Source organism: Mesorhizobium opportunistum WSM2075, from assembly GCF_000176035.2.
Classification (GTDB): Bacteria; Pseudomonadota; Alphaproteobacteria; order Rhizobiales; family Rhizobiaceae; genus Mesorhizobium; species Mesorhizobium opportunistum.
The window spans coordinates 6,599,943-6,625,365 of sequence record NC_015675.1 but is presented as its reverse complement, the minus strand read 5'-3'; the positions used below and the strand labels follow the sequence as shown (position 1 = coordinate 6,625,365).

The 25,423-nt window shown below is 59.4% G+C and carries 20 protein-coding genes and 1 pseudogene; 4 read left to right on the top strand and 17 right to left on the bottom strand.

The genetic code is table 11. From position 1 onward, the window contains the following. Positions 1 to 207: 207 nt before the first annotated feature. From MESOP_RS31720 to MESOP_RS31695, 6 genes are all read right to left on the bottom strand, one after another. Positions 208 to 945: a sulfotransferase domain-containing protein gene (locus tag MESOP_RS31720; protein ID WP_015319224.1), complete on the bottom strand. Its 738-nt coding sequence runs from the start codon at positions 943 to 945 to the stop codon at positions 208 to 210. 164 nt (positions 946 to 1,109) lie between these two features. Then, positions 1,110 to 1,898, bottom strand: coding sequence for an ABC transporter permease (locus tag MESOP_RS31715; RefSeq protein WP_013533537.1), 789 nt, complete (start codon positions 1,896 to 1,898; stop codon positions 1,110 to 1,112). Between the two features lie 3 nt (positions 1,899 to 1,901). Further along, complete coding sequence (gene nodI / locus MESOP_RS31710; protein WP_013533536.1) at positions 1,902 to 2,816, bottom strand: nodulation factor ABC transporter ATP-binding protein NodI; 915 nt, start codon at positions 2,814 to 2,816, stop codon at positions 1,902 to 1,904. A 226-nt stretch (positions 2,817 to 3,042) separates the two neighbouring features. Continuing rightward, positions 3,043 to 4,395, bottom strand: a complete 1,353-nt coding sequence (gene nodC, locus MESOP_RS31705) for a chitooligosaccharide synthase NodC (protein WP_013533535.1) — start codon at positions 4,393 to 4,395, stop codon at positions 3,043 to 3,045. 14 nt (positions 4,396 to 4,409) lie between these two features. Continuing rightward, positions 4,410 to 5,051, bottom strand: coding sequence for a chitooligosaccharide deacetylase NodB (gene nodB, locus MESOP_RS31700; protein WP_013533534.1), 642 nt, complete (start codon positions 5,049 to 5,051; stop codon positions 4,410 to 4,412). Further along, complete coding sequence (locus MESOP_RS31695) at positions 5,048 to 5,638, bottom strand: NodA family N-acyltransferase (RefSeq protein WP_013533533.1); 591 nt, start codon at positions 5,636 to 5,638, stop codon at positions 5,048 to 5,050. Before MESOP_RS31695 ends, nodB begins: the two co-directional genes overlap by 4 nt. Positions 5,639 to 5,936: 298 nt before the next feature. On the opposite strand from MESOP_RS31695, the gene MESOP_RS31690 reads away from it, so the two are divergent. After that, on the top strand, positions 5,937 to 6,920 hold the full coding sequence (locus tag MESOP_RS31690; protein WP_013533532.1) for a LysR family transcriptional regulator: 984 nt from the start codon (positions 5,937 to 5,939) through the stop codon (positions 6,918 to 6,920). Between the two features lie 150 nt (positions 6,921 to 7,070). Continuing rightward, the gene (locus MESOP_RS31685) at positions 7,071 to 7,556 is read left to right on the top strand and encodes a hypothetical protein (protein WP_245265023.1); all 486 of its coding nucleotides are present in this window, start codon (positions 7,071 to 7,073) and stop codon (positions 7,554 to 7,556) included. Positions 7,557 to 7,646: 90 nt separating this feature from the next. On the opposite strand, the gene fabG is transcribed toward MESOP_RS31685, so the two are convergent. The 4 genes from fabG to MESOP_RS31665 form a co-directional block, all read right to left on the bottom strand. After that, positions 7,647 to 8,384, bottom strand: coding sequence for a 3-oxoacyl-[acyl-carrier-protein] reductase (fabG, locus tag MESOP_RS31680; RefSeq protein ID WP_013533530.1), 738 nt, complete (start codon positions 8,382 to 8,384; stop codon positions 7,647 to 7,649). A 246-nt stretch (positions 8,385 to 8,630) separates the two neighbouring features. Next, complete coding sequence (locus tag MESOP_RS31675; RefSeq protein ID WP_013533529.1) at positions 8,631 to 9,839, bottom strand: beta-ketoacyl-[acyl-carrier-protein] synthase family protein; 1,209 nt, start codon at positions 9,837 to 9,839, stop codon at positions 8,631 to 8,633. Then, positions 9,840 to 10,121, bottom strand: coding sequence for an acyl carrier protein (locus tag MESOP_RS31670; RefSeq protein ID WP_013533528.1), 282 nt, complete (start codon positions 10,119 to 10,121; stop codon positions 9,840 to 9,842). A 211-nt stretch (positions 10,122 to 10,332) separates the two neighbouring features. Continuing rightward, positions 10,333 to 10,923, bottom strand: coding sequence for a NodA family N-acyltransferase (locus MESOP_RS31665; RefSeq protein WP_013533527.1), 591 nt, complete (start codon positions 10,921 to 10,923; stop codon positions 10,333 to 10,335). Positions 10,924 to 11,081: 158 nt separating this feature from the next. On the opposite strand from MESOP_RS31665, the gene MESOP_RS31660 reads away from it, so the two are divergent. After that, positions 11,082 to 11,999 carry a LysR family transcriptional regulator gene (locus MESOP_RS31660; RefSeq protein WP_013533526.1) on the top strand — a complete coding sequence of 306 codons (918 nt, stop codon included), beginning with the start codon at positions 11,082 to 11,084 and terminating at the stop codon, positions 11,997 to 11,999. A 14-nt stretch (positions 12,000 to 12,013) separates the two neighbouring features. Here the strand turns inward: MESOP_RS31660 and MESOP_RS31655 are convergent, their stop codons facing one another. From MESOP_RS31655 to MESOP_RS31645, 3 genes and pseudogenes are all read right to left on the bottom strand, one after another. Beyond that, positions 12,014 to 12,853, bottom strand: a complete 840-nt coding sequence (locus MESOP_RS31655; RefSeq protein WP_013533525.1) for a TIM barrel protein — start codon at positions 12,851 to 12,853, stop codon at positions 12,014 to 12,016. A gap of 162 nt (positions 12,854 to 13,015) precedes the next feature. After that, the gene (locus MESOP_RS31650) at positions 13,016 to 14,080 is read right to left on the bottom strand and encodes a LacI family DNA-binding transcriptional regulator (protein WP_015319223.1); all 1,065 of its coding nucleotides are present in this window, start codon (positions 14,078 to 14,080) and stop codon (positions 13,016 to 13,018) included. A gap of 175 nt (positions 14,081 to 14,255) precedes the next feature. Next, positions 14,256 to 15,668: pseudogene (locus tag MESOP_RS31645) on the bottom strand (dicarboxylate/amino acid:cation symporter); the annotation flags it as partial. 1,287 nt (positions 15,669 to 16,955) lie between these two features. Between MESOP_RS31645 and nifA the strand changes: the two are divergent. Continuing rightward, entirely contained in the window at positions 16,956 to 18,725 is a 1,770-nt protein-coding gene (gene nifA, locus MESOP_RS31640; protein WP_013533522.1) for a nif-specific transcriptional activator NifA, read from the top strand. Between the two features lie 535 nt (positions 18,726 to 19,260). Here the strand turns inward: nifA and MESOP_RS31635 are convergent. The 4 genes from MESOP_RS31635 to MESOP_RS31620 all read right to left on the bottom strand — a co-directional run bounded on the left by MESOP_RS31635 (position 19,261) and on the right by MESOP_RS31620 (position 25,358). Continuing rightward, positions 19,261 to 19,782 (bottom strand): Ntn hydrolase family protein, encoded by a 522-nt coding sequence (locus MESOP_RS31635; RefSeq protein ID WP_013533520.1) that lies wholly within the window; start codon positions 19,780 to 19,782, stop codon positions 19,261 to 19,263. Then, positions 19,779 to 20,135, bottom strand: a complete 357-nt coding sequence (locus MESOP_RS36480) for a hypothetical protein (protein ID WP_245262923.1) — start codon at positions 20,133 to 20,135, stop codon at positions 19,779 to 19,781. Before MESOP_RS36480 ends, MESOP_RS31635 begins: the two co-directional genes overlap by 4 nt. 1,462 nt (positions 20,136 to 21,597) lie before the next feature. Further along, on the bottom strand, positions 21,598 to 23,496 hold the full coding sequence (locus MESOP_RS31625) for an ABC transporter ATP-binding protein (RefSeq protein WP_013533517.1): 1,899 nt from the start codon (positions 23,494 to 23,496) through the stop codon (positions 21,598 to 21,600). Continuing rightward, positions 23,496 to 25,358: an ABC transporter ATP-binding protein gene (locus MESOP_RS31620; RefSeq protein WP_013533516.1), complete on the bottom strand. Its 1,863-nt coding sequence runs from the start codon at positions 25,356 to 25,358 to the stop codon at positions 23,496 to 23,498. The genes MESOP_RS31625 and MESOP_RS31620 overlap by 1 nt, the downstream gene beginning before the upstream one ends. Between the last annotated feature and the right edge of the window lie 65 nt (positions 25,359 to 25,423).

Here is a 25,423-nt window from a genome sequence, read left to right as displayed (position 1 = left end):
GTTTCGAAATTGCCAGCGTGGGCCCACTGACGAGAAAAAGCCGCGTGGTGCCGACGCGGTATGCCCAAGGAAGGGAAGCACCGCTAAGGCCGCCGTTCCTGTTGAGAACTGCGGCAGGCGCCATCGGGTGGTTCGTAATTTCAACCTTCAATGGAAGGGATCGAGTGGCCCCGCAGCAAGCGAACTGCCGTCGGCGTAGCGGGCCAATCACAGACCACCCACGTCAAAGAACCGGGCGTATGGTCCATGCGCGAAGTGGAGCTGCAACTCATCAAAATTCTGCACTGTCTGGTCCAGCGCTCGCGTTTCCTGGCGCTGAAGGACGGCGCGATCAGAGAGCCCAACGGCCGGTGCGCCCAAAAAATGCCAAACCTTTCCCAAGCAAGCAGCGGGTTCGTGAAGGAGGCTCTCGTATTCGACTACAAGCAGCTGGCTCGTCGTGAAGGAGTGCTCGATGCGAGCGTGGAAATTGTCCGCGGCTTTGAAGTAAGCCTCGCAATCAGCGATTGACAATCTTACGCGCGGCGGCCGAGCGGCGTCCGAACTGAATTTCAGCCATTGGCCGCTTTGCCTTGCCTGTGCAAAGGACCGAAGCGATTCCAATATGTTTCGAGTTACGAGTATGACCTTGAGTGCTGGCCAACGGGTCAGTTCAGCAAAAAAACCTGGACGTTCGTGAAATTGGGGCTCGTTGATCTTGCAGCCAATATGCGTCACGTTCTTGTAGTCTGGCGTGGGATAACGCCAATAAGCTTGTTCGAGGAGCTCACGATCCGTGCGTAGCAGGCGATCCTTTCCGGGCCAATTGGTGTCGTACTCATTGAGCAACTCACCGTTGCTCAGCACGGTCGGATGCTCGTTTAGCAGTTCCTCCAAATAATGTGTGCCAGTCCTTGGCATCGCAAGGATAACAAAAGGCTGAGGCATCGGCGTGCGGTGTGTCATTGCTATGTGGTTCCAGCTAGTAGCGGTCGCGAGGGTTAGGGCAGACCAGGGCACCAGAAATTCGGCTGCTATGTCTTGAACGCGGACTCAATTCGGCTACAGCTTTGATGGTGGCCAATTCAAGATGCATTGCGGCCCTCGTTCTCGTGCCGTCGTAAGCAGCGTCAACGCATCAGGCGTCGGCGAAAGAGCGCAGCAGAGAGGAAGAACGGCAAAACCGTGTACATACAAAGTGCGCCGATATGCAGCCCGACGTTGTCTGCCACATGGCCAAGCATTGCCGGGCGGATCAGGTCGATAGAGTTCGCCAGGGGGGAGAAGGCCGCCACGCGCTGAAAGGCGCCTGGCAACTGGCCGACTGGAAAGACCGCGCCAGACAGGAACAGCATGGGTGTGATGACGAGCGTCTGATAGAATATGAAATAGTGATAGCTGGGGGTGAGCGCGATGACGACCATTGCCAGGCTGGCAAAGGCGAAGCCGGTGAGAGCGACTACCGGCAGCACATAGGGCAGGGACGTCCAATCGGCATAGCCTAGCATAACAGCAACAATGGTAATTGCGGTACCTGCCAGAAAGGCCTTGGTGGCTGCCCATGCCAATTCACCAAGAACGATGTCGCCCAGGGTGAGTTGTGTATGAAGGATTGCTTCCCAGGTGCCCAGGTCGCGCATGCGACTGAAAACCGCGTATATTGTTTCGAAGGTCGATGCGGTCATCGCGCCTGTCGCGACCATCCCGGCTGCCAAGAAGGCAATGTACGAGGCGCCTTCAACCCGACCTATCATCAGTCCAAGCCCCGTACCGAGCCCGAAAAGGTAAATCATAGGATCGGCAAGAGTGCCGAGAAGCGACACAAATGCGACCTTCTTCCACGCCAGATAGTTACGGCGCCACACCGCAATCCAGTTCCACGCGTTGGCGGGCAGTGCCGCCGCAAGACCTTCACGCATTTTTCACTTCTCCATCTCGCGTCCGGTTAGCCGCAAGAAGACGTCCTCCAGACTTGGTGGACGCTCCAGAATCCGCAGACCTGCGCGCCCGCGAAGCTGGACACGCACCTGCTCTGGATCGGGCGCATAGCAAAAGAGGGTCTCACCGCTTACCTCAATGCGCTGAACGTACGGCTTGATTAGCGAAGTCAGCTCCTGCGGATTGCCGCCAAAGATCTCGATCACATTGCATCCAATATGTTCGTCTATCAAAGCATGAGGGCTGCCCTCGGCAATCTTGCGTCCCCGCTCCAGTACACACAGCCGATCGCATAGCCGCTCAGCCTCTTCCATGAAGTGGGTGGTCAAAATGATTGTCTTTCCGCTCGCCAGCAGAAAACGGAGCCGCTCCCAGATCAGGTGGCGGGCGTGCGGGTCGAGGCCGGTAGTCGGCTCGTCCATTATAAGAAGTTGGGGGTCGTTGATCAGCGCGCGCGCCAACGTTAGACGCCGCTTCATGCCGCCTGATAGCTGGCCCACACGTGCGTCCGCCTTGCTCTCAAGGCGGGCAAACTCAAGGAGAGATGGAACGACCTCTTGAATCTTCCGTGTGCTCATGCCGAAGTACCGCCCGAACACCATCAGGTTCTCGCGGACCGTGAATTCCAGGTCCAGGTTGTCGAACTGCGGAACGACACCTATGCCCTTGCGGGCCAAGCGACTTCGACCCGGCACCGGCACTCCGAGCACCGTGATCTTACCGGAGTCGGGCCGGGTCATGCCGAGGAGCATGCGCGCAATGGTGCTCTTGCCTGCACCGTTCGGCCCCAGCAGGCCGAAGCACTCTCCCGTACCCACAGTGAAGGACAACCCGTTCACAACGAGTTTGCTGCCAAATGACTTGGTTACCTGGTCAAGGTCGATTGCTACATTGGACATACGTCTATCTCAGGCTGAAAACAGGCCAATCGGCCGGCCGGCAGCTTACTTTCGAGGTTCTGGTCCAGAGCAGCTGGTACCTGTGCTGGTCCTTGAGGAATGAGAGAAAACGAGTGTCGCAGCCGCGCAAAATAGGGTCGAAGGCTACGGTCGCTTTCGGCTGGTTCTCGGTCTGATCGTGGATGTATGCCTAAGCTCACGACGTATTCTCTACCCAAGTACTCGGTCACTCGGAGCTGTGAAGAACGCCAGGCTCAACCAGCTGTGCAGAATCGCGAGAACGATCCGTACGATTCGAGCCGGCAATTCCCGGACTGCCTGTACCATTTGCCCTGGTGATCGGGTTTGCGACGATGATCGGCTTCTTGCTCCCATGGGGCTGGATGGCATTTTTGCGCGACAGCCAATCACTGTTGCTCAAGGTGCACAACGCATAAGCTTTCAAGGGAAGTAGGAGAAAGATGTTGATGAACGTGTGCAGAGAAAAGCCGAAGAATCGGACTTGGCGTGCACGGAAAGCTATCACGGTGCATCGAATGATCGTCATGCCGGCAATGATAATTGCCGTTGGCCAAGGCGCCGTATCTGTCAATGCGAGCTCTGCGAGCCCGGCTAGTACAGCGACCGCGAGCAACAATGGACCGACATTCTGTCCAATCACGTCCAACGTGAGGTAGCGATCGAGGCCCGGCAACAGGCGCAGTGCCAGCAGCGTGTCGCGGAAAGTGCTTCGTGCCCAGCGTAGTTGTTGGCGCAGATAGGGCCCCATCTTGTCCGGAACGACTGTCGCTGCGACGGCGTCCGGAACGTACTCGGTCCGAAAGCCTGCTTTCAGCATCAGGATGGTAAGATGGCGGTCCTCGCCGAAGTCACTAGGTTTGCCCCTAAACAGCTGGGTTTCGTATTGATCCAGCAGCGACATCAGACAAGAGCGGCGGTACATTGCACAGGGGCCGCAACAGCACATGACCGCACCAAAGCGGGCCTGCGCAGCCCGTTCCTCGTTGCAAGCGAGCCAGTACTCCATGTCAATCAACCGGGTCAACCAAGTGTCGCTCCGGTTGGATGCCGTCAGCTGGCCCATGGCGGCGCCGATCGCTGGATCCCGCATCCGTGCCGTAAGTTTCGCGATCACGTCGGGCTCGAGAGTCGTGTCAGAGTCGACGCTGAGCACGAAATCTCCAGACGAACCACGGATCGCGGCGATCTGTGCTTTGCGTTTGCCGACGTTGTGGGGGAGCTGAATAAAGGTGAATCTGGGGTCGTCCACGTAGGCGTGATGCACCGGCATGAGGGCGTTGCGATTTCCAGAACCGTCATCAACCACATAGACATGCAGCTTTCCGGCGTATTCCTGGTTTGCAACCGAAGCCAGACAGGCCGAAAGTGTGCGCGGCTCCTCGTTGTAGCAGGGGATAATGACATCCACGCTCGGCCAAAGGTCGAAGGCGAGCAAGTCGTCCGAGCTCGAGGCAACGTGTCCCGGCTGCGCATAAACCGCTTGCATGCCTTTATAAACGGTCGAGAGCAGCGCGTAACACGAAACGGCGACGGTACTGGCTGTGGTAAGCGGGTCCATAGGATCTCGTTTGTTCAATGATGTTGAGGAAGGGGTCGGACTGTGAATCCGCGGTCGTGGAGCGCTGGGATCAGGCGGGACAGCGCCACAACGGTCTGGTCGCGCGGATCGCTTCGAGAGCACTCACACCCGTCGTGAAGGAGCACAATCGCGCCCGGGCGGACCCCGGCGAGAACTGCATCGACAATCAAGTCCGCTCCGGGGCGAGCCCAGTCTCGCGGATCGACTGACCAATGCAGGGGTGCCAATCCAGTGCTCGCCGAGGCTTTGAGAGCTTCTTTGGTCCAGCTCCCATAGGGCGCACGAAAGTACCGCACCGCAGCTTGCGGGCACGCCATCCTGATGGCGCTGTTCGCCTCAACTATTTCACGTTCAACTTCGCCGGGTTCGCATCTGGACAGATCCCGATGAGTCATCGTGTGATTGGCCACTTCATGCCCATCCGCAATAATTCGCCGGACAAGCTCCGGCCGGTCTACAGCCGCGTCACCGATCAGGAAGAATGTCGCCGGTGTCCGGTGTTGCGCCAGCACGTCGAGGACCTCCGGTGTCCAAACGGGATCGGGACCGTCGTCAAACGTGAGATAGACGCTGCGCTCTTGGGTGCCGTCTGCGCAGTGACTGGACATTTCACATATGCAGTCCAGATGTTTCATAGCTCCGGACCGTTCCGCTCGATGAAGGTGCCGGACGGCCACTCGTCAATCGACCGCCCAATCGGCGAGACAAAGACGAGATCGTCCTCCAAGCGCGTGGGCGGCAGGTCGGGATGCATGTCTGCCAAGGTTGAGCGGATGCGAACGTCCGGCACAATCTTCCCAAGCCCCACCTTGCAGAGCCTCTGGATGTGATTTCGCATTTCGTGCCGAACCGTGCCGAAAGCGAATGGAACGCCCATCTGCTGCAGCGCCGGATACAGACTGCGCAGGGACAAGCTGATGCCGAGGCCCTCAAGATCCCGACGCACCCCGTACAATCCGAGTTCGGCCACCAGCACGTCGATTGCGCCAACTTTGATGAAACGGCGCAGTAGACCGAGATGTGCCGCTACACCGTGCGTGTCCCTACCAATTGCTCGGAGCTCTGGCCTCGCGCCGAACCAACTCCGCCCGCCTTCGAATCGCATTGCGGAGAAGGTGCCAGTCCCTCCATAGGTTTTGTGCAAGAAGTCTGAGAGCTCGACATGCTCATGCCGTTGCAACTCGTTTTCCCAACACAACCTCCACTGCACTTCAGAGCGCATGGAAAGACCTCTGTCCGTTCCTGTTTTCCTGAGGTAAGCGCGTAATGACGGGGAGCTTGTCGCGTCGAGCCGGCGCGATATGGCTTTCGCAGGTCACGGTGAACTTTAGCCGCACTGGACATGCGATCCGGTCGACACCGGAAGGCGTACGCCAGAAATGCTGTCCGGCACCCACGCAAGCATCAAGTTCCTTTAGGGCTTGCTTACATCTCTTGTGAGGTCCCTATGCGACGTTCCGCAAAACTGGTAAAATCGTTTGTTTCGATGAAAGGTATCCACTCTATGGATGGCCGCAGGCATGCGTTTCAAGGGGCTTGATCTCAACCTTCTCGTTGTGCTGGACGCATTGCTGGCCGAGCGCAATCTCTCGGCGGCGGCACGCCGCATAAACCTAAGCCAGCCGGCCATGAGTGCGGCTGTCGCCCGGCTGCGCGACTTTTTCGGTGATGAACTGTTCAGTATGAACGGTCGAGAGCGCATCCTGACCTCACGAGCGATTGCACTTGCCCCCGCAGTCCGCGACGCTCTCCTGCGTATCCAGTCCTCGATTATTTCTTCGGATCCGTTTGACCCGTCTCGATCCGATCGACGCTTCAGGATCATTATTTCCGATTTCGCCACGCTCGTTTTTTTTGAAAAAGTCGTGGAGCGTGTCGCTCGTGAAGCCCCCGCCGTCACGTTCGAATTGCTGCCACTCGATGACAACCCGGACGAGCTCCTCCGGCGCGGCGACATCGACTTTGTAATTCTTCCGGATATGTTCATGTCGGGCGCGCATCCAAGCGTGGCGCTTTTCGATGAGAAGCTGGTATGCGTGGGTTGTGCCGCCAACAAGCAGCTGCCACGGCAGCTTACATTTGAGAGATACCTGTCGATGAGGCACGTCTGCGTCAGGTTCGGACGTTGGCGCAAGCCCTCTATCGAGGAACTGTTCTTGCTCGAGCACGGCCTAAAAAGACGTGTCGAAGTCGAGGTGCAGGGCTTCAGCATGGTGCCGCCAATGGTGTCCGGCACAGCTCGTATTTCGTCCGTGCCCCTCCGGCTGGTTAAGCACTTCGAAAGAACGTTCCCCCTTAAGGTCGTCGAACTTCCACTGCCGCTTCCCGTTTTCACCGAAGCCGTCCAATGGCTGGCCAACCACAACAGCGATCCGGCCAGCATCTGGATGCGGGAGATAATGGTGCAGGAAGCATCCCGGCTTGCTACTCCTGCGAATCCACGAGAGGCCCCCAGCGCTCCTGGACTTGTGTCGGCCGTTACCGCCCACACTCATGTTGCCTGAGGCGACGGATCGTCAGCTGATCGGCAGGTGTTGCGCTTGCAGACTGTGAGACGCCCGAAGCGAGGAGCGGAGCTCGAAGTGCATGTCTTGGGTCGGTACCTCATCCGGATTCGCAGCTTGGCTGGCCTTGGTCTAGGTTTGCTGAGCCCCATGGTGGGTTATGCCGCGGTTGCGGTCGATGCTCGCTTCGAAGCTCTGGTTGGAGTTGTCCTGGCATACGCTTGGGTGCAGAAGAAGTTCTCGATCAGACGCTTCCAGATCGAGAGGAGGCGGCAAGGCGCGCCTCGGATCGTGCTGGATTACGATCCTGGCGACGCGGTCGTTCAGATCGGCAATGATGGTGTTGATGTTGAACCCTTGTCGGCGTCGGATCGCCGAAGGCGACGCCCTCGATGGACGGGCGAAACCCCGTATCGAAGCGGCCTCCTGACAGGGGGGACGAAGCACACAAGTGCCGAGCGGATCGGTGAGCGCAAGGATCTTGGTCGCCATGCCGACCGGAAAGGCCTGTGGCCTGGCTTTGAGTCCCTGTTGCGCTGCCGCGGCACGCGTATCAAACTCATTCGCCCGGCCATGAGTGCAGCCGTGGCCCGGCTGCGGGATAAACCGTCTACGACAAGCGCCGCAGACGTTTGATCCGCATGCAGCAGCACTTGCCCTGCAAACCCCGGCGGTGAGGCCTGTCGCGCGATGCCTACGACAAGGTAGGCTCCGGTTACCCCGTGCTCAGATCATGGCCATGCCGCCATTGACGTGGACGGTCTGGCCGGTGACGTAGGCGGCTTCGTTGGAGGCGAGGTAGGCGACCGCGGACGCGACTTCAGCGCTGGTGCCCATGCGCCGGGTCGGGATCGCTGCCATAATCGCCTCTTTCTGCTTGTCGTTGAGCTTGTCGGTCATCGCTGATTTGATGTAACCGGGGGCGACGCAGTTGACCGTGATGTTGCGGGTGGCGATCTCCTGCGCCAGCGATTTGGAGAAACCGATCATGCCGGCCTTGGAAGCTGAGTAGTTGGTCTGGCCCGAATTACCGGTGATACCCGAAACTGAAGTGATGTTGATGATGCGGCCATGGCGGCGGCGCATCATCGGGTGGGTCAGTTCCCGGGTCAGCCTGAACACTGCGGTCAGGTTCACTTCCATCACCGTATCCCAGTCTGTGTCCGACATGCGCACGAACAGGCCGTCCTTGGTGATGCCGGCATTGTTGACCAGGATGTCAACCCCTTCGAGATCGGCCTCCGCCTTCTGGCCAAGCGCCTTGACCTCGTCGCGGTTCGAAAGGTTGGCCGGAAACAGCTTGACCCTGTCCCCAAGCTCGGCGGCCAGCGTCTCCAGCTTCTCGATGCGCGTACCATGCAGGCCAACAATGGCGCCCTGCGCATGCAGTATCCTGGCGATCGCCTCGCCGATGCCTCCCGATGCCCCGGTGACGAGCGCCTTGCGGCCGGTCAGTTCGAACATATCTTGTCCTCTTCTCTTCAGGCCGGCGAATTCGGTTTCGCCTTTTCCGGAACGGCTCGATGGTTGGCTTCCTGGCCAAACGGCCTTGGTGAGTTCACGCACCAATTGGGTTGCGGCGGCATCGGCCGCACGACCAGACGCGGCTCGACCGATCTGACCACCTGGAGCTGACTGGTGGACACTGGGAGAGCGTTCAGACTGTCCAGCAAGGCGCGCGGAAGGACTTTGCGGCGACATGGACGCTCACTATACGTGCTTGAACGCTAGAACTGCGTTCGTGCCCCCCATGGCAAACGCGTTGCTCATGGCCACACGCACCTTACGCTCGCGCGGCACGTTGGGCGTGACATCGAGATCGCAATCGGGGTCTGGCTCGCGATAGTTGGCGGTCGGAGGTACCACGCCCTCCTGAATCGCCATCACACAGGCGATCATTTCAATCGCGCTGGCTGCACCTAGGCAGTGACCGTGGGTGGATTTGGTGGAAGAGACGGACATCGAATGAGCATGCTCACCGAAGACTCGCTTGATCGCCGCCGTTTCGATTTGATCGTTGGCCTTGGTGCCGGTGCCGTGCGCGTTCAGGTACTCGACGTCCTCTGGATTCAGTTTCGCATCGGCAAGGCAGGCGCGCATCGCGCCTTCCGGCCCGTGAACTGCCGGCGCGGCGATGTGGGAGGCATCGGCAGACAGACCGATGCCCGCGACCTCGGCAAGAATCGTTGCACCCCGGGCGGTAGCATGCTCATAGCTTTCCAGTACGGCCATGCCCGCACCTTCGCCCAGCACCACTCCCTTCCGGTCCGCGGAGAAGGGCCGGCAAGTGTCCGGAGCGAGCACGCGCATGGCTTCCCATGCCTTCATCATCATGTACACGAACGCCGCGTCGCTGCCTCCCGCAAGCATCACGTCGGCTCGGCCATACTTGATCTGGTCTACGGCCGAGGCAATCGCATGATTGCCCGATGCACAGGCGGTGGTGACGGCGAAGACCGGCCCGCGAAGGCCGAGGCTCATGCTGACCTGGCACGCAGCCGCGCTCGGCATCGCCTTTACTCCCGAGAACAGTTCAACGCGGGACGCTCCCCCCAAAAGGACGTCGCGGTAGCCTTTCTCGGTCGCATCGTAGCCGCCGAAGCCGGCACCCACTATTGCGCCAAAGCGATGGGCATTGCCTTCATCGCAGGAGAGTCCGGACTGTCGCATGGCTTCGCGTGCTGCAAGCACGGCAAGCAGGCTGAAACGTCCCATGGAGAGCAGCTGCCGGGGCTCAATGTCGTGCTCAGGCAGCGTCTTGATCTCGGCGCCGATCGCGCCCTCCAGCCCGTGAAGCTGTGCATTGATAATCGGACCGATGGCCGATCGGCCCTCGCGCATGCCTTTCCAGATGGAGCCGACATCGGTGCCCAGCCCGCACAGCCCGCCTAGTCCAGTGATGACGACCCGGCGATCCATTCAAGCCGCCTTGTTGAGCAAGCCGCGGATGGCTTCCACCATGTCCCCGACAGTTTGGAGATCAGACCACGCATCGGCCGAGTTCATCTCGATCTTGATGCCGTACGCCTGCTCGAGGTCCCAGAGCACGTCCGCCAACCCCAGTGAATCGATCCCGAGCGAAGTCACTTCCGTCGCAGTGGTTATTTCGCCGACGGATGCTGCAGTCGTTCCCTCGGCGTTCTCCGATTCGATGCGCTTCCTGATTATCTCAATGACTTCCGTTATAAGTTGATCAGACATTTTGTTTCTTTCCATTTCAGCTTGTTTTTTACGTGCGCGACATAACTCCTTGAGCCGCGCGTCGGGGAACCAGCCATTAAACTTCTGCAACTGAAGAAGCTTAACGCCCATAGAGCCGGATAAGTCCGGCTGGCCTGCGGCGCAGGCTGCGATGGCGAAGAATGTTGCTGGGAGGCCGTAGCCACTCGGGACGGATATGCAGCCCCGAAGTTCACAGCTCCGGACCGTTGCGGTCGATCAGCGTGCCGGAAGGCCATTCGTCCATCGAGCGTCCAATTGGCGATACCAACACGAGCACGTCATCCAGGCGCGTGGACGGCAGGTCGTGATGCACATTTGCGCGGCTCGAACGGACCCGGACGCCTGGCACAATGGTGGCTATGCCCTCTCTGCAGTACCTCTCAACATGATTCCGCATGGCGTGCCGAACCGTGCCGAAACCGAAGGGAACCCCCATCTGCTGCAGGACGGGATATACGGCGCGCATAGAAAAGCTGATTCCAAGCTTCTCAAGATCCTGACGAACGCCATACAGGCCCAACTCAGCCACAAGAACATCGACGTCGCCAACCTTGATGAAGCGGCGCAGTATGCCGATGTGTGCCGCTACGCCCTCAGGGTCGCTGGCAATAAGGCGGAGTTCGGGTCTTGCGCCGGCCCAACTGCGGCTACCTTCGAATGGCTTTGCGCCGAAGGCCCCGTTTCGTCCATAGGTCTTTCGGAAGAAATCGGAGAGCTCGACATGGTCGGCCACTTGCAAGTTATTTTCCCAGCATAACCTCCACTGCACGGCAGAGCGCATGGAAGAATTTCTCCTTTCGGGTTGTCCTTAAGACGCTCATCACGGCATAGAGGCAGCGGGTGATCGGTGCGTCAGGTGTTTGTCCATGCGAGATTTCAGCACAATGATAAAATCGTTTGTTTCGATGGAAGGTATCCACTCGATGGATAGCCGCAGAAATGCGTTTCAGGGGGCTTGATCTCAATCTTCTCGTCGTGCTGGACGCATTGCTGGCCGAGCGCAATCTCTCGGCGGCGGCACGCCGGATCAATCTCAGTCAGCCGGCGATGAGTGCGGCCGTCGCCCGACTGCGCGATTTTTTCGGCGATGAACTGTTCAGCATGAACGGCCGCGAACGTATTCTGACGTCACGTGCGGCAGCACTTGGCCCCGCAGTCCGCGACGCTCTGCTGCACATCCAACGTACGATTATTTCTTCCGATCCGTTTGACCCGGCTCGATCCGATCGTCGCTTCAGGATCACTATTTCCGATTTCGCCACGCTCGTTTTTTTTGAGAAAGTCGTGGAACGTGTTGCCCGGGAAGCCCCCGCCGTCAGTTTCGAATTGCTGCCTGTCAACGATAGCCCCGATGAGCTCCTCGGGCGCGGCGACGTCGATTTTGTAGTTCTTCCAGATTTGTTCACGTCGAGCGCGCATTCGAGCGTGGCCTTGTTCGACGAGAGGCTCGTATGCGTCGGCTGTCCCACGAACAGGCAGCTGAGACGGCAGCTTACATTCGAGAGATACCTGTCGATGAGGCACGTCTCGGTCAGGTTCGGACGTTCGCTGATGCCGTCCGTCGAGGAATGGTTCTTACTCGAGCATGGTCTTAAAAGACGTGTCGAGGTGGCCGTGCAGGGCTTCAGCATGATCCCACCCATGGTGTCCGGCACGGCTCGTATTGCGACCATGCCCTTCCGGCTGGTTAAGTACTTCGAAAAAACCTTCCCCCTTCAGATTGTGGAACTTCCGCTGCCGCTTCCTGCTTTCACCGAAGCGGTCCAATGGCCAGCACTCCATAATACCGATCCGGCAAGCGTCTGGATGCGCGAGGTAATGATACAGGAGGCAGCTCGCATGGCTGTTCCGCTGTGACAACACGCAAGGCTTTACACGTCCATTTCGCTTTCTACCTCTTCGACCAACTGCTTTCGCGTCGACAGCACGCGCTGGATGAAAGCAATACTGGCGGCAAGCGCGCCAGCGAGCTCGTCCATCGTGCACACTTCCTCTACCAGTTCGAACGAGAAGGGTCCCGCATAACCATGATCAAGCAGCGCCTGGATCTGACTGGCATTGTCAGAACCTCCAGGAAGGCGATCCGGGTAAATCCAGAACATCGGGTCGTTCACGCCTGAAATGTGCGCGAGTCCGGTAAGCTCGCCAAACAAGGAGGTCTCGCCGGCGAGCGTGTGGTGGAACGTATCGTGCATCAGGCGAAACACGGTCTGGCCGTCAACCGCGGCAATGGCCTCGACCGCTTCCCTCTTTGATCGGAGCGAGCAGGTTCGAAAGCCCAGCGGCTCAATCAGGCCGATAAGCCCGCGCGATTGGAGGATCGGCTTGAGCGCGTTTAGAGCGAGGCGGAGACCGTCATGGCGCTCGCCAGCGCTGGCGCGCGAGCCGTGGTTGACTGGCACCAGCACGACCGTCTTGGCCCCGCAGGCCGCAGCGTAGTCGGCCAGCTTGCTCGCCTCCGCCCGGCGGGTGGCAGTCCAGTCGTCGAAGCGCTGCAAAGCGTTCATCGAAATTATCGTGACGCCGGCTTCGGTAGCGGCCGAGCGGACCTCAGCAGCCGGAATGGCGCGTGCAACAGGATTGCTGAAACGATGGTCACGGATTTGAACATCGGTCAGGCCCTGATCACGCGCAATTGCGAAAATGGCACTGACGTCGACAGAAGGCGCCGCCATGTCTTGCAGCGCAAAGCGGGGAGATACCTGGCGCATGGGCTTGGCTTTTCCTTCAACAAGTGCGGCGCCAGTCTTGTCTGGCTTCTCCGCGCGCCCCACCGCAGGCGGATGCACAAAGCTGATTAGAGCAGGCTAGTCAATCGAGCGATTCTTGCATTTATGATAGGAAATTAGCACGCACTGATGGAATCACATCATTCAGATATTCTCCGGCACATAGATATCGAACGGCAGAAATGTCTGGCCCGATGTCTCCGCCGTGCCGTTCTTGAGGGCGCGGTCCATCAGCAGCATCAGCTCATGGCAAAGTCGGCGCAGTGGTGTGGCGAGCGCCATCGTGACGATGTCATCCGCGAGAGCCGCCCGTGACTCCGGCGTGATTTCATTCACGATCACGACGAGATCCTGACCGTTGCACTCGTCCCGGAGCGCGGAGATGGCACCCTCCATGCCACCGCCGGCCACGTAGAACCCGACGAGCTCAGGTTCCCGCTGCATAAGATGCAGTAGCGCCTCGTAAGTGATCTGTCGTTTCTCAAAGTTCAAGAGCGTATCGAGCACCTCGAATGCTGGCTCGTTCTCTCGGAAATAGGAACGGAAGCCGCTTTCCCGCAGCTCATGACTCTGGAAACGGTGGCTGCCGACAAACACCGCCACTTTGCCAGGCCGTTTAGCGGCTTTGGAGAACATCCAAGCTGCCGTGCGCCCGACCCGGTGGTTGTTGAGACCTACGTAGCCCTCGCGCACGCCAGCGGCGAAGTCAGAAAGCAGCGAGAAAACCGGGATGCCTTTTGCCTTGAGCTCCTCGACTGCCGCCGTGATCTTAGGGTGGTCTGGCGCCACCATGCCGATCGCGTGACAGCGCCTACCAAGATTCTTGAGGCTAGCCGCCAGCTCCCCGGGCGAATGCGAAGGCGCGAATTCGATAACCGGAATGCCATAGAAGGTCTCGGCCGAAGTAACCGCTGCTTTGACCTCGCGCGCGAAATCTTGGTAGAAATGCTGGGCCGGCTTTCTCAGGATGAAGCCTAGCCGGTACTGCGGCAGGTCCCGTTGCAAGCGCTGTTTGATGAGACCCGCCGCATGATAGCCGATCGCGTGGGCGGCTTCATGGACCAGCCGCGCGGTCCGCTCCCGCACCGGAAGACGATCGTTCAGGACGCGATCGACCGTTGCTACGCTCACTCCGGCTTCGCGGGCGAGATCGGCAATTGTGGGGCGCTTGGCCGTCGCGCCAATTCTGATCGGCTGTCCCTGTGTCATCGGCCCTGTCCCGGCGACGGTTCCGGGCGGCAACATGAAGATTTCGACATGCTCCACGATCGGCAACCTATCCAATGAACAGCGCTCAAGGAGCAACCGAGCATTCGTCGCTCTCGGTTTCGTTTGCGTAAGGCATCCATGTTTCTTGATTCACCGCATTGGCGCTTCTGATCTTGTGTCTCGCGACGCGCTGTTTAGAGCCGCGAGCCGATTCTTTCGTGCTGATGACAGCGCGGCGACTTGATTGGTCGCGCTGCAGCAATCTTGCTGGGGCGGGGTGGCCGGTTTAATCTCTCGGCAAGCTCCCGCAGAAGGCGGCTTTCATGCGCGCTTCGTCCAATTCGCCTTCCCAGCGGGCGACGACGAGCGCAGCCACCGCGTTACCCACTACATTCGTCAGCGCTCGGCATTCGGACATGAAGCGGTCCACACCAAGGATCAGAGCCATCCCAGCAACGGGAACAGTTGGTATTACGGAAAGCGTGGCGGCCAACGTGACGAAGCCAGCCCCCGTAATACCTGCGGCACCCTTCGAGGAAAGCATCGCGACGACCAACAGGAGAATCTGATCGGCAACCGACAAATGCGTGTTCGTTGCCTGGGCGATGAAGAGGGCGGCAAGCGTCATATAGATATTGGTACCGTCCAGATTGAAGGAATATCCCGTCGGGATGACGAGACCCACGACGGAACGCTTGGCGCCTGCCTTCTCCATTTTCTCCATGAGCGAGGGCAGCGCAGCCTCCGAGGAGGACGTTGCCAGGACCAGCAGCAGCTCTTCCTTGATGTATCGCACGAGAGAAAAGATTGAGAAACCGTTGTATCGGCAAACCGCGCCGAGAATCCCGAACACGAAGACGAATGCGGTGAAATAGAACGTCGCGACCAGCATGGCGAGGTTGACCACTGAACCGATGCCATATTTGCCGATTGTGAAGGCCATGGCGCCGAAAGCGCCGACGGGCGCGGCCTGCATCAGGATGCCGACCAGCTTGAACACCGGCGCGAGGAGCGCTTGAAGCAAGGAAAGCACAGGCTTCCCGGTGTCTCCGGCCATCGCCAGAGCGCTGCCGAACAGAATCGAGAAGAACAGGACCTGCAGGATGTTGCCTTCGGCGAAGGCACCAACGATAGTTGACGGGATGATGTTCATGAGGAAGCCGGTCACCGACTGATCGTGGACCTTGGCCACATAGCCCTGCACGGCCTGGCCATCGAGCGAGGCCGGATCGATATCGAGGCCAGAGCCGGGTTGAACGACATTGGCGACAACGAGACCGACCATCAATGCGAGGCTCGAGAAGGTGAGGAAATAGATCATCGCCTTGCCGGCGACCCGGCCGACCTTCTTGAGATCGTTCATGCCCGCAATGCCGGTCGTTACGGTTAGAAAGATCACAGGTGCGATAATCATCTTCACGAGCTTGATGAAAGCATCGCCCAGCGGCTTCAGAGCCTCTCCGGTGCCCGGATACAAATAGCCGACTGCGACACCGAGGGCGATGGCGGTAAGCACCTGCACGTACAGTTGGGCGTAGAAGGCCTTGCGGGCTGGGGGACCGGCGCTTCGAATCGGTGGAGCCAACAGCTTTTCTCTCCCTGACCGGATCGGGGTGGGCCGCCTCCCTTCCCGCGCTTCTCCCATCGCGGCGCTCCGGTCGAGCGCTGCTGTCGTCTCGGCTGCAAGCGTCGTGCCAAGTGGAAATCCCGCGCCCAATCGTGCAGGTTCAGACGCTCGGTCAACCGGTGTCCCTGACGTTTGTGCGGGTTTCCGCACTGGCTGCCTTCATCCTGGGCGAAATCCCGCACTTAGGCTCGGAATTGTGCCGGGTCGAAGCAATACGGTCCGGTAGAAGAAAGAGGATTGACAGGGCGCCGTGCAGTAATTGCTTTGCCTGGCAGAGCGGCCGCCGGTTGTGTCTCTGGCGCCCCGATGTCCCCGCTTCGTTGTCGTATTTGTGACCGACCGCGCACCGGAGTGGAGGATCACCTACGCGAGCGTGCTCTGCCGCGCTCCCGCCGAAGCAGAGCGTCTCGAAGGGGCCGTCGGCAGACCGATTGATCCCGCGGGTCCTGGCGCAACCGGGTGATTGAGGAGATGCTTTGCAGCACGAACACTGAAGCCCCGCACGACGACAACTTCGCGCCACGGCACGCGCCGCCTGCTCTCGTGGGAATGGCATCAAATAGCGAGGAATGAACGATTGTCGCGATCAACTCAGCGAGCCAGGAGGACGTCGGCAGCGATTGCCGGCGATAGAAGCGACGCAAATGCGTCGGCTCGCTCAGCGCGCCAGGCACCCTCGACACGCCGGGGCAAACATCTTTGCCGTTCCGAATCGATCTCCTGGCAAGAATCTGAATGATGGATTCTATCATAGCCTCTCTCAACCTATCAGAAATGCAAGGAAGTTCGGTTGATTGGCCACCTCGTTCCGAGCAGCTGTTGACTGCCCATCTCGTTCCGAGCAGCAGTGGTGGCCACCGGAAAGAGCCTGTAGAGCGCCCCGATTCAGTAAGGATAGTCCAGCCATGCATCGAGCATCGCCTCCCGCATTTTTCGCGCCTGCCTTTCATCGGGCCCTGACGAAGCCAAAAACCGAAACCTACTTTTCGTCTTATGCCTCCTGCGGAACTCCGGCGTGCTGCCGCCAACCCCGCGTCACGATTGTTTCTATCGACGTCCCAAGCACTCGTGGCTCCGACGCGCGAGCAAGTGCGCCAATCTGCGGCGGCCTACGGGGCGAAGACTCATGCCGGTCCCGGCCAACGGTGGCTGGGGCGCCGATGCCATTTGACGAGGGCCTCTACGCCCGGCGACGTCGCAGGCCCACATGGCGCGGCGTTGCTGTCGCGGCCCGGAATGGAGGATGACATGCTAAATCATGACAACAATCGCCAATCTGAAGAAAGTGCTGAGCAGACGCCGTCATGCTGCCCATCGCTTCACGACGCCAAAAGGGACGATGTGGAATCCGCTACTCTGCCGTCACGTGAGAGCGAGCTTGCCGGCGTAGTGGAAATATTTACTACAGCACTTGCCGCCCCCTCCGCGCTCGATGTCACGTTGACAAAGGTCATAGATATTCTGCGATCGTTTCTGCCGATGCGGCACGGCATCATCTCTCTCTTCAACAGTCATGGCGAACTGGAAATCTTCGGCGCCGGCTCGAGCGAGAGCCGCCGTGTGCCGCGGAAGGCGATCGACCAGATTATGAGGGCGGGCACGCCCCTGGTCACCGAGAACATCGCCTTTCATTCGGCTTTCACCGCCGCCGACACGGACGTGCTCGGGGTCTCCAACAACGCAGCAGTGTCCTTCATCGGCGTTCCCATTCGCGTCGATGCGGATGTCGTGGGCACACTGACCATCGACCACGTACTGGGCGAAGACCCAAGAGCTTGGCTCGATCACAACCTCTATCTGCTCAACCAAATCGCTAACTTGGTAGGTCAGACAGTCAAGTTTCGTCGCTCCCTAGGGGGCGGTCGCCAGCAACCCATGGCCCAGCACGACCTGCAGCCAAAGCAGAACCAACCGGCGCGGCAGCGGAACAAGATTCACATCGAGGGGATGATTGGCGACAGTTTGCCGTTTCGCGATCTGATTGAGAATATCCAGGTCGTAGCCAAGCTCAAGATTGCGGTTCTGTTGCGAGGCGAGTCGGGTACCGGGAAGGAGAAGGTCGCCAAGGCCCTCCATGATTTGTCGCCGCGCGCCAAACGCCCCTTCATCAAGCTCAATTGCGCTGCGTTATCCGAGACAGTCCTGGAATCCGAATTGTTCGGTCACGAGAAGGGCGCTTTCACAAGCGCGTTCAACTCGCGCAAGGGGCGCTTTGAGCTCGCCGACAAAGGGACGCTGTTCCTGGACGAGATCGGCGAGATCTCGCCATCGTTCCAGGCAAAGCTCTTGCGTGTGCTGCAGGAGCAGGAGTTCGAGCGCGTCGGCGGCAACCAGACCGTCAAAGTCGATGTTCGGATCATCGCTGCCACGAACAAGAACCTGGAAGAGGCAGTTGCCAGAAATGAGTTCCGGGAGGACCTCTATTACCGCATCAATGTGTTTGCGGTGCGGGTGCCGGCGCTGCGCGAAAGGCGCAGTGATATTCCGCTCCTCGCAGCCGAGTTTCTCAAAAATTTCAATGATGAGAACGGCGTTACGATGACCCTCGATCCCGGTGCGGTTGAAGTGCTGATGAACTGTGATTTTCCCGGCAACATTCGCGAGCTCCAAAACTGCGTGTATCGGACAGCGGTTCTGGCGATGGGTGCATCGATAGGGAGAGGCGACTTTGCATGCTGCCAAGGCCAATGCTTCGCAGCGGCGCTGCATAAAGTCAGATCCGACAGCCTGGCGCTGCAATCGCGGCCGATGTTGCCGGCGCCAGGGGGTGCGGCCATAACGCCGGCTGCTGCCGGTACGTCTCCCTCCGTCGCAGTCCCGCCTGAGACCACAGGGGAGCCGCCACTGAGCAGGATAGCTCACTTGAACGGTACGAGAACGACCGGTGCTGAAGCTGTCATCGCGGCCATGGAAAGATGTGGCTGGGTCCAGGCAAAGGCGGCACGCCTGCTTGGACTGACGCCGCGCCAGATAGGCTACACGCTGAGGAAATACGGCATTGAGATCAAGCGTCTGTGAAGAGTCAACCGAACCAGATGAAGCCTTGGTGCTTTGGCGCCTTGAGACGAGCGATGTGGGGTCCCCGCATCGCCATTTCGATTCGATCGACCCAGGCAAGAACATGGGGCCTCACCCGAGATGACGCTTTGCTACCTAGCAATGAGATTGGCGGGCAGGAGGCCAATTTTAAGCTGTTTCGACCTAGTTGGCCCCAACGACAGGCGGCCGTTATGTAAAGCAAAATAGAACGAGGAACCGGTGCTACCACCCGACATGAGCTCTGTGCGCTCGTTATCGTTTTTGGTGTACAATTAACTGAAAGATTCCTAAGCTGGCGCTAGAACAATAGCGCCACGACTGAGACCGGTACGCCGGCGAACTGGATGGCCGACGTCGCCAGCAGCGCGATCGCTACCAGCGGCGCCGGCGCTGGGTCCCGAACCCGTTGATGATCCAGCGGATCAGGGCTGCCTCGCGCGGCTTGTGCCGCGTCGGTTTGTACCCCATCAAACTCCCTTCATCCTATTGTCACGGCCGGCAGCTGCGACGATAGCTAGCCCGTAATCTTGAACCTCCTGCCGACCCACGACAGCCACTTGGCCCGCCTGGGGTGGCGCGGGGAAGGGCAGGGCGCTCCGTGCATCAGGGACACGACCGGGAGCCCGGAGCACCAATCGAACTTGCAGGCGATCTCTACAGCCTGCTGTGAGGTCCCGCCGGATTCGAGAATGGCCTCCGCGTAATGGGAGCCGCTGCCGATAACAAAATAGGGGCTTTCGAGCATGCCGGTCAGTGTCCAGGCGCCAGACGCCACCTGAGCGCGCCCGTCGGGATGAACGACCAGCAGACCGACGTTGGAGCCTTTTACACCCTCTGGCGTGTTGTGAACGTCAGCGCCAGCGGCGTACCAGTCCAGAATGGCCTCACCGGCGCCAACCTGGGGAGTCGTTGCGCCAATCAGGCGTCCATCCGGAAGACGGCGGATTTTGAGCTTGGAGCCGATTGATCCCAGGCCGGCGCCGTAGGCACGGCTGTCGGCGGCCATTACGCCGTGTTTGTAGGCGATCGTCGTCACAGCCACGTCCCCTCGTCAACCTTGCTCATGGCCGCGTCGGCCGAGCGTACGATCTCGACAGTGTCGACGCCGGCAGCGACGGTTTTCGCGGTTAGTTCCTGGGGCTGGAAACCTCGTTTCGTGACGACTGCCCTGGCCTCGCTCACGCATTGGTTGGCGATCTTGTGGATCTCCCGGTCCAATTGTGCGGTATCCATCTTTGCTCCTGTTAACGGTTTCGAATTCCTGGCTAGTTCGGTGACGGTCAGAGCAATCCTCGTGCCAAGGAGAGCGCCGACAACAGCAAAATGCCGGGCGTGCAGGTCATTTGTCGATTGCGCAGTCGTCGCCGGCTGTAGCGTGTGCAGGTTCACGTGGTTTTCGTCTCTGGGTTGCTATCTGAGTTGGCCCTTGCTGGCGTAGGCCTGAGCGCCGTGGCCACGTTCCGCGAGGGATGATGCTGTGCCCCGAAGGTCTCGTATTCGTAGCGCTGAGGTATCATCGAGCACATAGCGGCTTTCCGTTGAGGTAGGCGTCGGGATCGGCCGGAAAAGCGAGGGCCTGCTTGCGCGAGATCGTCAGCTCGCGCCCAGCATTTAGATGGAGACGCCGGCGAGACGGAGCGATCGCATCTGTGGCACTCGAGAGGAAAAAGGCGAGGGGATTGCGCAATTGGTGCTCCTGCCATGGTCGGGAACGCCCCGCCCTTAACGAAAGGCCGGTAGTCGGACCGCATTCGCCAATGCTGCACAACACGTGCGTCTGCTGGTGTCGCGATCTCTTGCGAAGGAGTGCTCGAACTATGCCCGAAGAATGAGTTCTCACACTGACGCCTGCAGACTTGCCGGCCTCGTCCGGGTGAGACGTAGCCTGTCGTCGCCGAACTTGGAAAAGGCGGGCTGGCCTCGATATTGGCCTGACGGCTGTGTCGAGTGTCCAGCAGGCAGAACTTAGAAACTGGCGATGAACACGTCGAAGACGGCCAGCTTCGGCAATGATGGTTGAGCGACGCGGCTACTGGAACGCGGCTGGCGCGAACGTAGACTGGTCGCGGGTTCGTCGATTGATGCGTCCCACAAACAGCGGGGAGGTGCATTGCACCAGACGGCTGGGCGCCGGATCCGCGGGATCAATGGCATCCGAACCGACTATCCGAATGGCCTCCAGCGGTCTCGTGCTCAATCGCGTCCCACTCGCTGCCCCACTTTTCCGGTATCCGAGTACGATAGCGTTTATGATCGCCGTCCGACACGGAGTGTGGGGATTGTCGGGTCCGCGACAAACCTCTTGGTTTAGGCACTTTCTTTTCTGGGGCTTAGGCTAACTGTTGGAAACGAATGTCGGGTCGATGGGTGAGTTGATACGATTTTTGCGAGCCTTGGTGTGGAACAGGAAGAGGTGGCGTGGACCGTCGATGCCACGCGCCACACGCTCGGCGCGCGGCAGCCGGTTTGCCTAGACCAGAGCTACACGCCTGTTGCGGGACAGTATGCTACCGGGGAAAAACCTGAAGTGACCGCAGATCAAACATCATCCGCTGGACAATTGCCCACCCGTCGGGGCTTATGGCACCTGCGTCAGGTCTATCAGCGTTTCTTCAACGCTTGGAGCCAATGGTTGCCGCCGTTTTCTGATCGGTCTCGTTCGCACGGCCTCTTGTCCAGGGCTTGCTGGAGGCCAGGCAGCGTTCGTCTGATTGGCAACGGACAGGGTTATCCCGCTCATCATACGGCCGTCACGCAGTTGGCTTCCTTGAGTGCGAGCGGTTTTCTCTGCCCGCTTCATCCGCGGCGTTCGCCGACGCGCCTAAAGCGGATACTGCCGGCGATGCATGCATCAGGTACGCGAGGCGGCTTGTCCAGTCGGATCGGCCTCCTCATCGGGAATGTCGTCGAATGACGAGTAGTTCAGATTGTATAGTTTGGAATAGAGCCCGCCCAAAGCCATCAGCTTGTCATGGTTGCCGGTCTCAATAACCTGGCCGTTCTGAAGCACGATGATGCGATCGGCACCCCGGATTGTTGCGAGACGGTGAGCGATGACAAGCGCGGTACGGCCTTCAAGGAGCTTTCCGAGTGCCTTCTGGATCAGCATTTCCGTGTAGCTGTCGATGCTGGCGGTGGCCTCGTCAAGAACAAGGATCTTGGCGTCGGCGACGAGAGCGCGGGCGAAACTGACAAGCTGACGCTGGCCGAGAGAAAGATTGCCGCCGCGTTCGCCGAGTTGAGTCTGGTACGTGTCGGGAAGGTTCATGATGAAGTCGTGGGCTCCGACCACCTTGGCGGCCTCAATCACCTTCTCGCGCGAGACTTCCGTGTTGCCGTAGCGGATGTTCTCGAAAACCGTTCCGGTGAACAGAAACGGCTCCTGCAGCACCATAGCGATCTGGTTGCCGAGCGATTCCTGTGTGAGATCGCGCACATCATGTCCGCCGACCAGCACTTGACCTTGCTGAACATCATAGAAGCGGTGGACGAGGGCCATCGCGCTGGATTTACCAGAGCCAGTCGGCCCGACCAAGGCGACCGTCTCGCCGGGATTGACCTCGAAGGAGACATTCTTCAGCACCGGATCTTTGGGGTCGTAGCCGAACGTGACGTCCCTGAACTCGACTGAGCAGGCCATTTCCGGCAAAAGGACACTCGCATCCCGTTTGTCCTGGATTTCGACCTTGACGTCGAGCACATCGGTCAGGCGCTTGCCGGAGGCCATCGCTCTCTGCATGACCGAATATTGCAGGGTAAGTGAGCGAATTGGGTCAAAGAAGCGTTGGATATAGAATATGTAGGCAACCAACGTTCCTACTTCGATGCGACCATTCATGGAGCCGCCGACCACAATTACGACAGCCATGGCGAGGCCCGTGAGGCCATCCACGATCGGCACCATTATCTGTGTATACCTGGCAGCGATCAGGTGGGTTGTGAGGTCAGCATGTGCCTTGTCGTCATACAATGCGAAGTTTACCTGCTGGCGGTCCATGGACTGAACGGTGCGCACGCCGTGAATGGCTTCGGCCAACGCGCCGTTAACAACTGAATTGGTGTCTTGTGCAGCAGTGAAGGCGTCGCGAGCACGCGGCAGCCAGACGATGCGGATAATCAACAGGACCGGCAAGACAGAGAGCGTCAGAAGGCCGAGCCTGAAGTTGACGCACAGCATAACGACAATGATGCCGAAGAGAAGCGTTATGTCGCCTACAGAGTAGATTGAGCTTTCGAGGAATTCCTGGATAGAGTTGACGTCGCCTTGGAGGCGGGACATCAGGCGTCCGATCTCGGTCTTGTCCATGAAGGAGAGCGATACCATCTGCAGATGCGCAAACATGGCGCGGCGGATGTCGAAGAGGACGTTTCCGGCCATTTTCCCGATCACGGCTTCCTGTGCGTAAGCGGCGCCGAAATTAACCAGAATGGCGAGCGCAAACGCGCCGGCGGCCTCAAGCAGGGCGTAGCGATCAACGCCTGCCGGGGTTATGGCCTCGTTGATCGCGTAGCGGATGATCAGCGGGATGAGAAGCTGCGTGCCAGTGAAAATCAGCAATGCGGCGACGGAGATGGCTGCCGTGGCCCGGTAGGGACGAACGAAGGCCCAGATGCGCCGAATGATCTTTTGGTCAAAGGCCCGGCCGAATATCTCCTCCTCGGCGCGATGGGAACCAACGACCGCGCGCGGGGGACGTCTGCCGCCGTCATTGGGTTCGATTTCGATTTCGCTGGCGTGCTCCTGGGCCATCAGGGCGCGCCTCTATACTTCGTCACAATGTCATCTCCCGGGCGCAACTGCAGATCATGAAGGGCCTTGTAGCGTCCTTGCTTGGCCAAAAGCTCTTGATGGGTACCACGTTCCACGATCTTGCCGTTGTCGACAAACAGGATCCGGTCGGCGTGCTTGAGCGAACTTAGCCGGTGGGCGATGATGATCGTCACCCTATCCTTGGCGAAACGCCGTATCGCCAGGCGAATGCGCTGTTCGGTGGCGGCGTCGATCGCGGCCGTTGAGTCGTCGAAAATGACGACTGATGGACGTAACATCATGGTGCGAGCTATGGTGAGGCGCTGCCGCTGGCCCCCAGACAGAGAAGTGCCGCGTTCGCCGACGACCGTCTTGTAACCTGCGGGGAGGTCCAGGATGTAGTTGTGCAACTGGGCGGATTCGCTAGCGCGCTCGATCCGCTGTTCCTTTGCCCAAGGGTCGCCATAAGCGATGTTGTTCTCGATCGTGGTAGTGAACAGGAATGCATCCTGCTGTACGACAGCGACCGCCTTGCGAAGCGTGGCGAGGGTGACCCCACGGATGTCCTGCCCGTCAAGCATGATGGCGCCCCCAGTGACGTCGTAAAAGCGGGGGATCAGGTGAGCGATTGTCGATTTGCCCGAACCCGGCGGACCCACGATCGCGATCGTCTCGCCCCGACGGGCACAAAAAGTGACATTCTCCAGAACGGCCCGGTTTCCGGTGCCGGGATATGCAAACGAGACATTGTCGAAGCGCAGAGTGCCTTCACCGATCTCAAGTGGTCGGGCGGTGGGGACATCCCTGATCGTATTGTCCTGATCGAGCAGACCGAAGAGGCGCGAACCGCAAGTATAAGCGCGGGCGAAGCCGTTGACCATCAGGCCAATCTGCCGGACGGGCATTTGCAGGATCGTCATGAAGGCCAGGAACATGGTGAGCGTCCCAACGCTGATCTGCCCGACAATGACCTTGTTGCAACCGAGCCAGAGGACCAACCCCATGGCGAGAAAGAAGGCCAGGGTCATTGCCGACGTATTTGGCACGTACACGTCAACCTGCTGGTGAGCGACTTCGAGCGCGGTTTTCGACGCGCGGTCGAACTTTGCCATCTCGTAGGCCTGTGCCGAAAAGGCCCGGACAACGCGGATACCCGCGAGATTTTCCTCCATCACACGGCCGAGGACGGAGAGCCGCTCCTGCAGGTTGAGCCAGATGGCGCGTAGCTTGACCTGCGTGATCGACGATCGCCAGGCTACGAAAGGCACGAAGCTCAGCGCCATGAGACCGAGCAGCGTGTCGGTTGAGATCATCCTGTAGCCGCCGATCCCGATCAGCATGGTGAGCAGAAGCAAGCGAACCAGGGCGGTGGAAAAATACATCCGCACACCATCGAGATCGAGGATGCCGAGGGTGATCAGGTCGCCTGAATGCACCCGGTCGTGAAAGGAAAAGCTGAGGCGCTGGACCTTGTCGTAAAAAGCCAGCCGCAGTTCGTACGCGACGTGATGTCCGACGGCCTCGGCAAAATAGTTTTGCGCCATCGTGAAAAGGCCGCGTAGCGTACTCGCGGCGAGCAGCAGGAGAGCCGGAACCCAGAGCGCTTGTTCTGCAGCCGCCCCCGTGGCACCGCCCCCGAGGACTACCTTGGTCTGGTCGATAGCGTCGCCGAGAAGCTGAGGAATGAGCACCTGCAGGATTACGGCTGCGATTGTCGACCCGATCGCAAGCGCGGCTTGGCCCGGATGCCTCAGATTCATGCGCGTGATGCGCAGCAGCGTGCTCAAGCCCCGGCCCCACCCGGCAGCTTTCACATGCGCGGACGATTTGAGAGAGGTCGTGCCAACAGCATCACTGCTCACAGTGTGTCCCTAACTGAACTTAGCGCCTTCAAAAGCAAGCCGTCGACTCACACCAACGAAGTCCT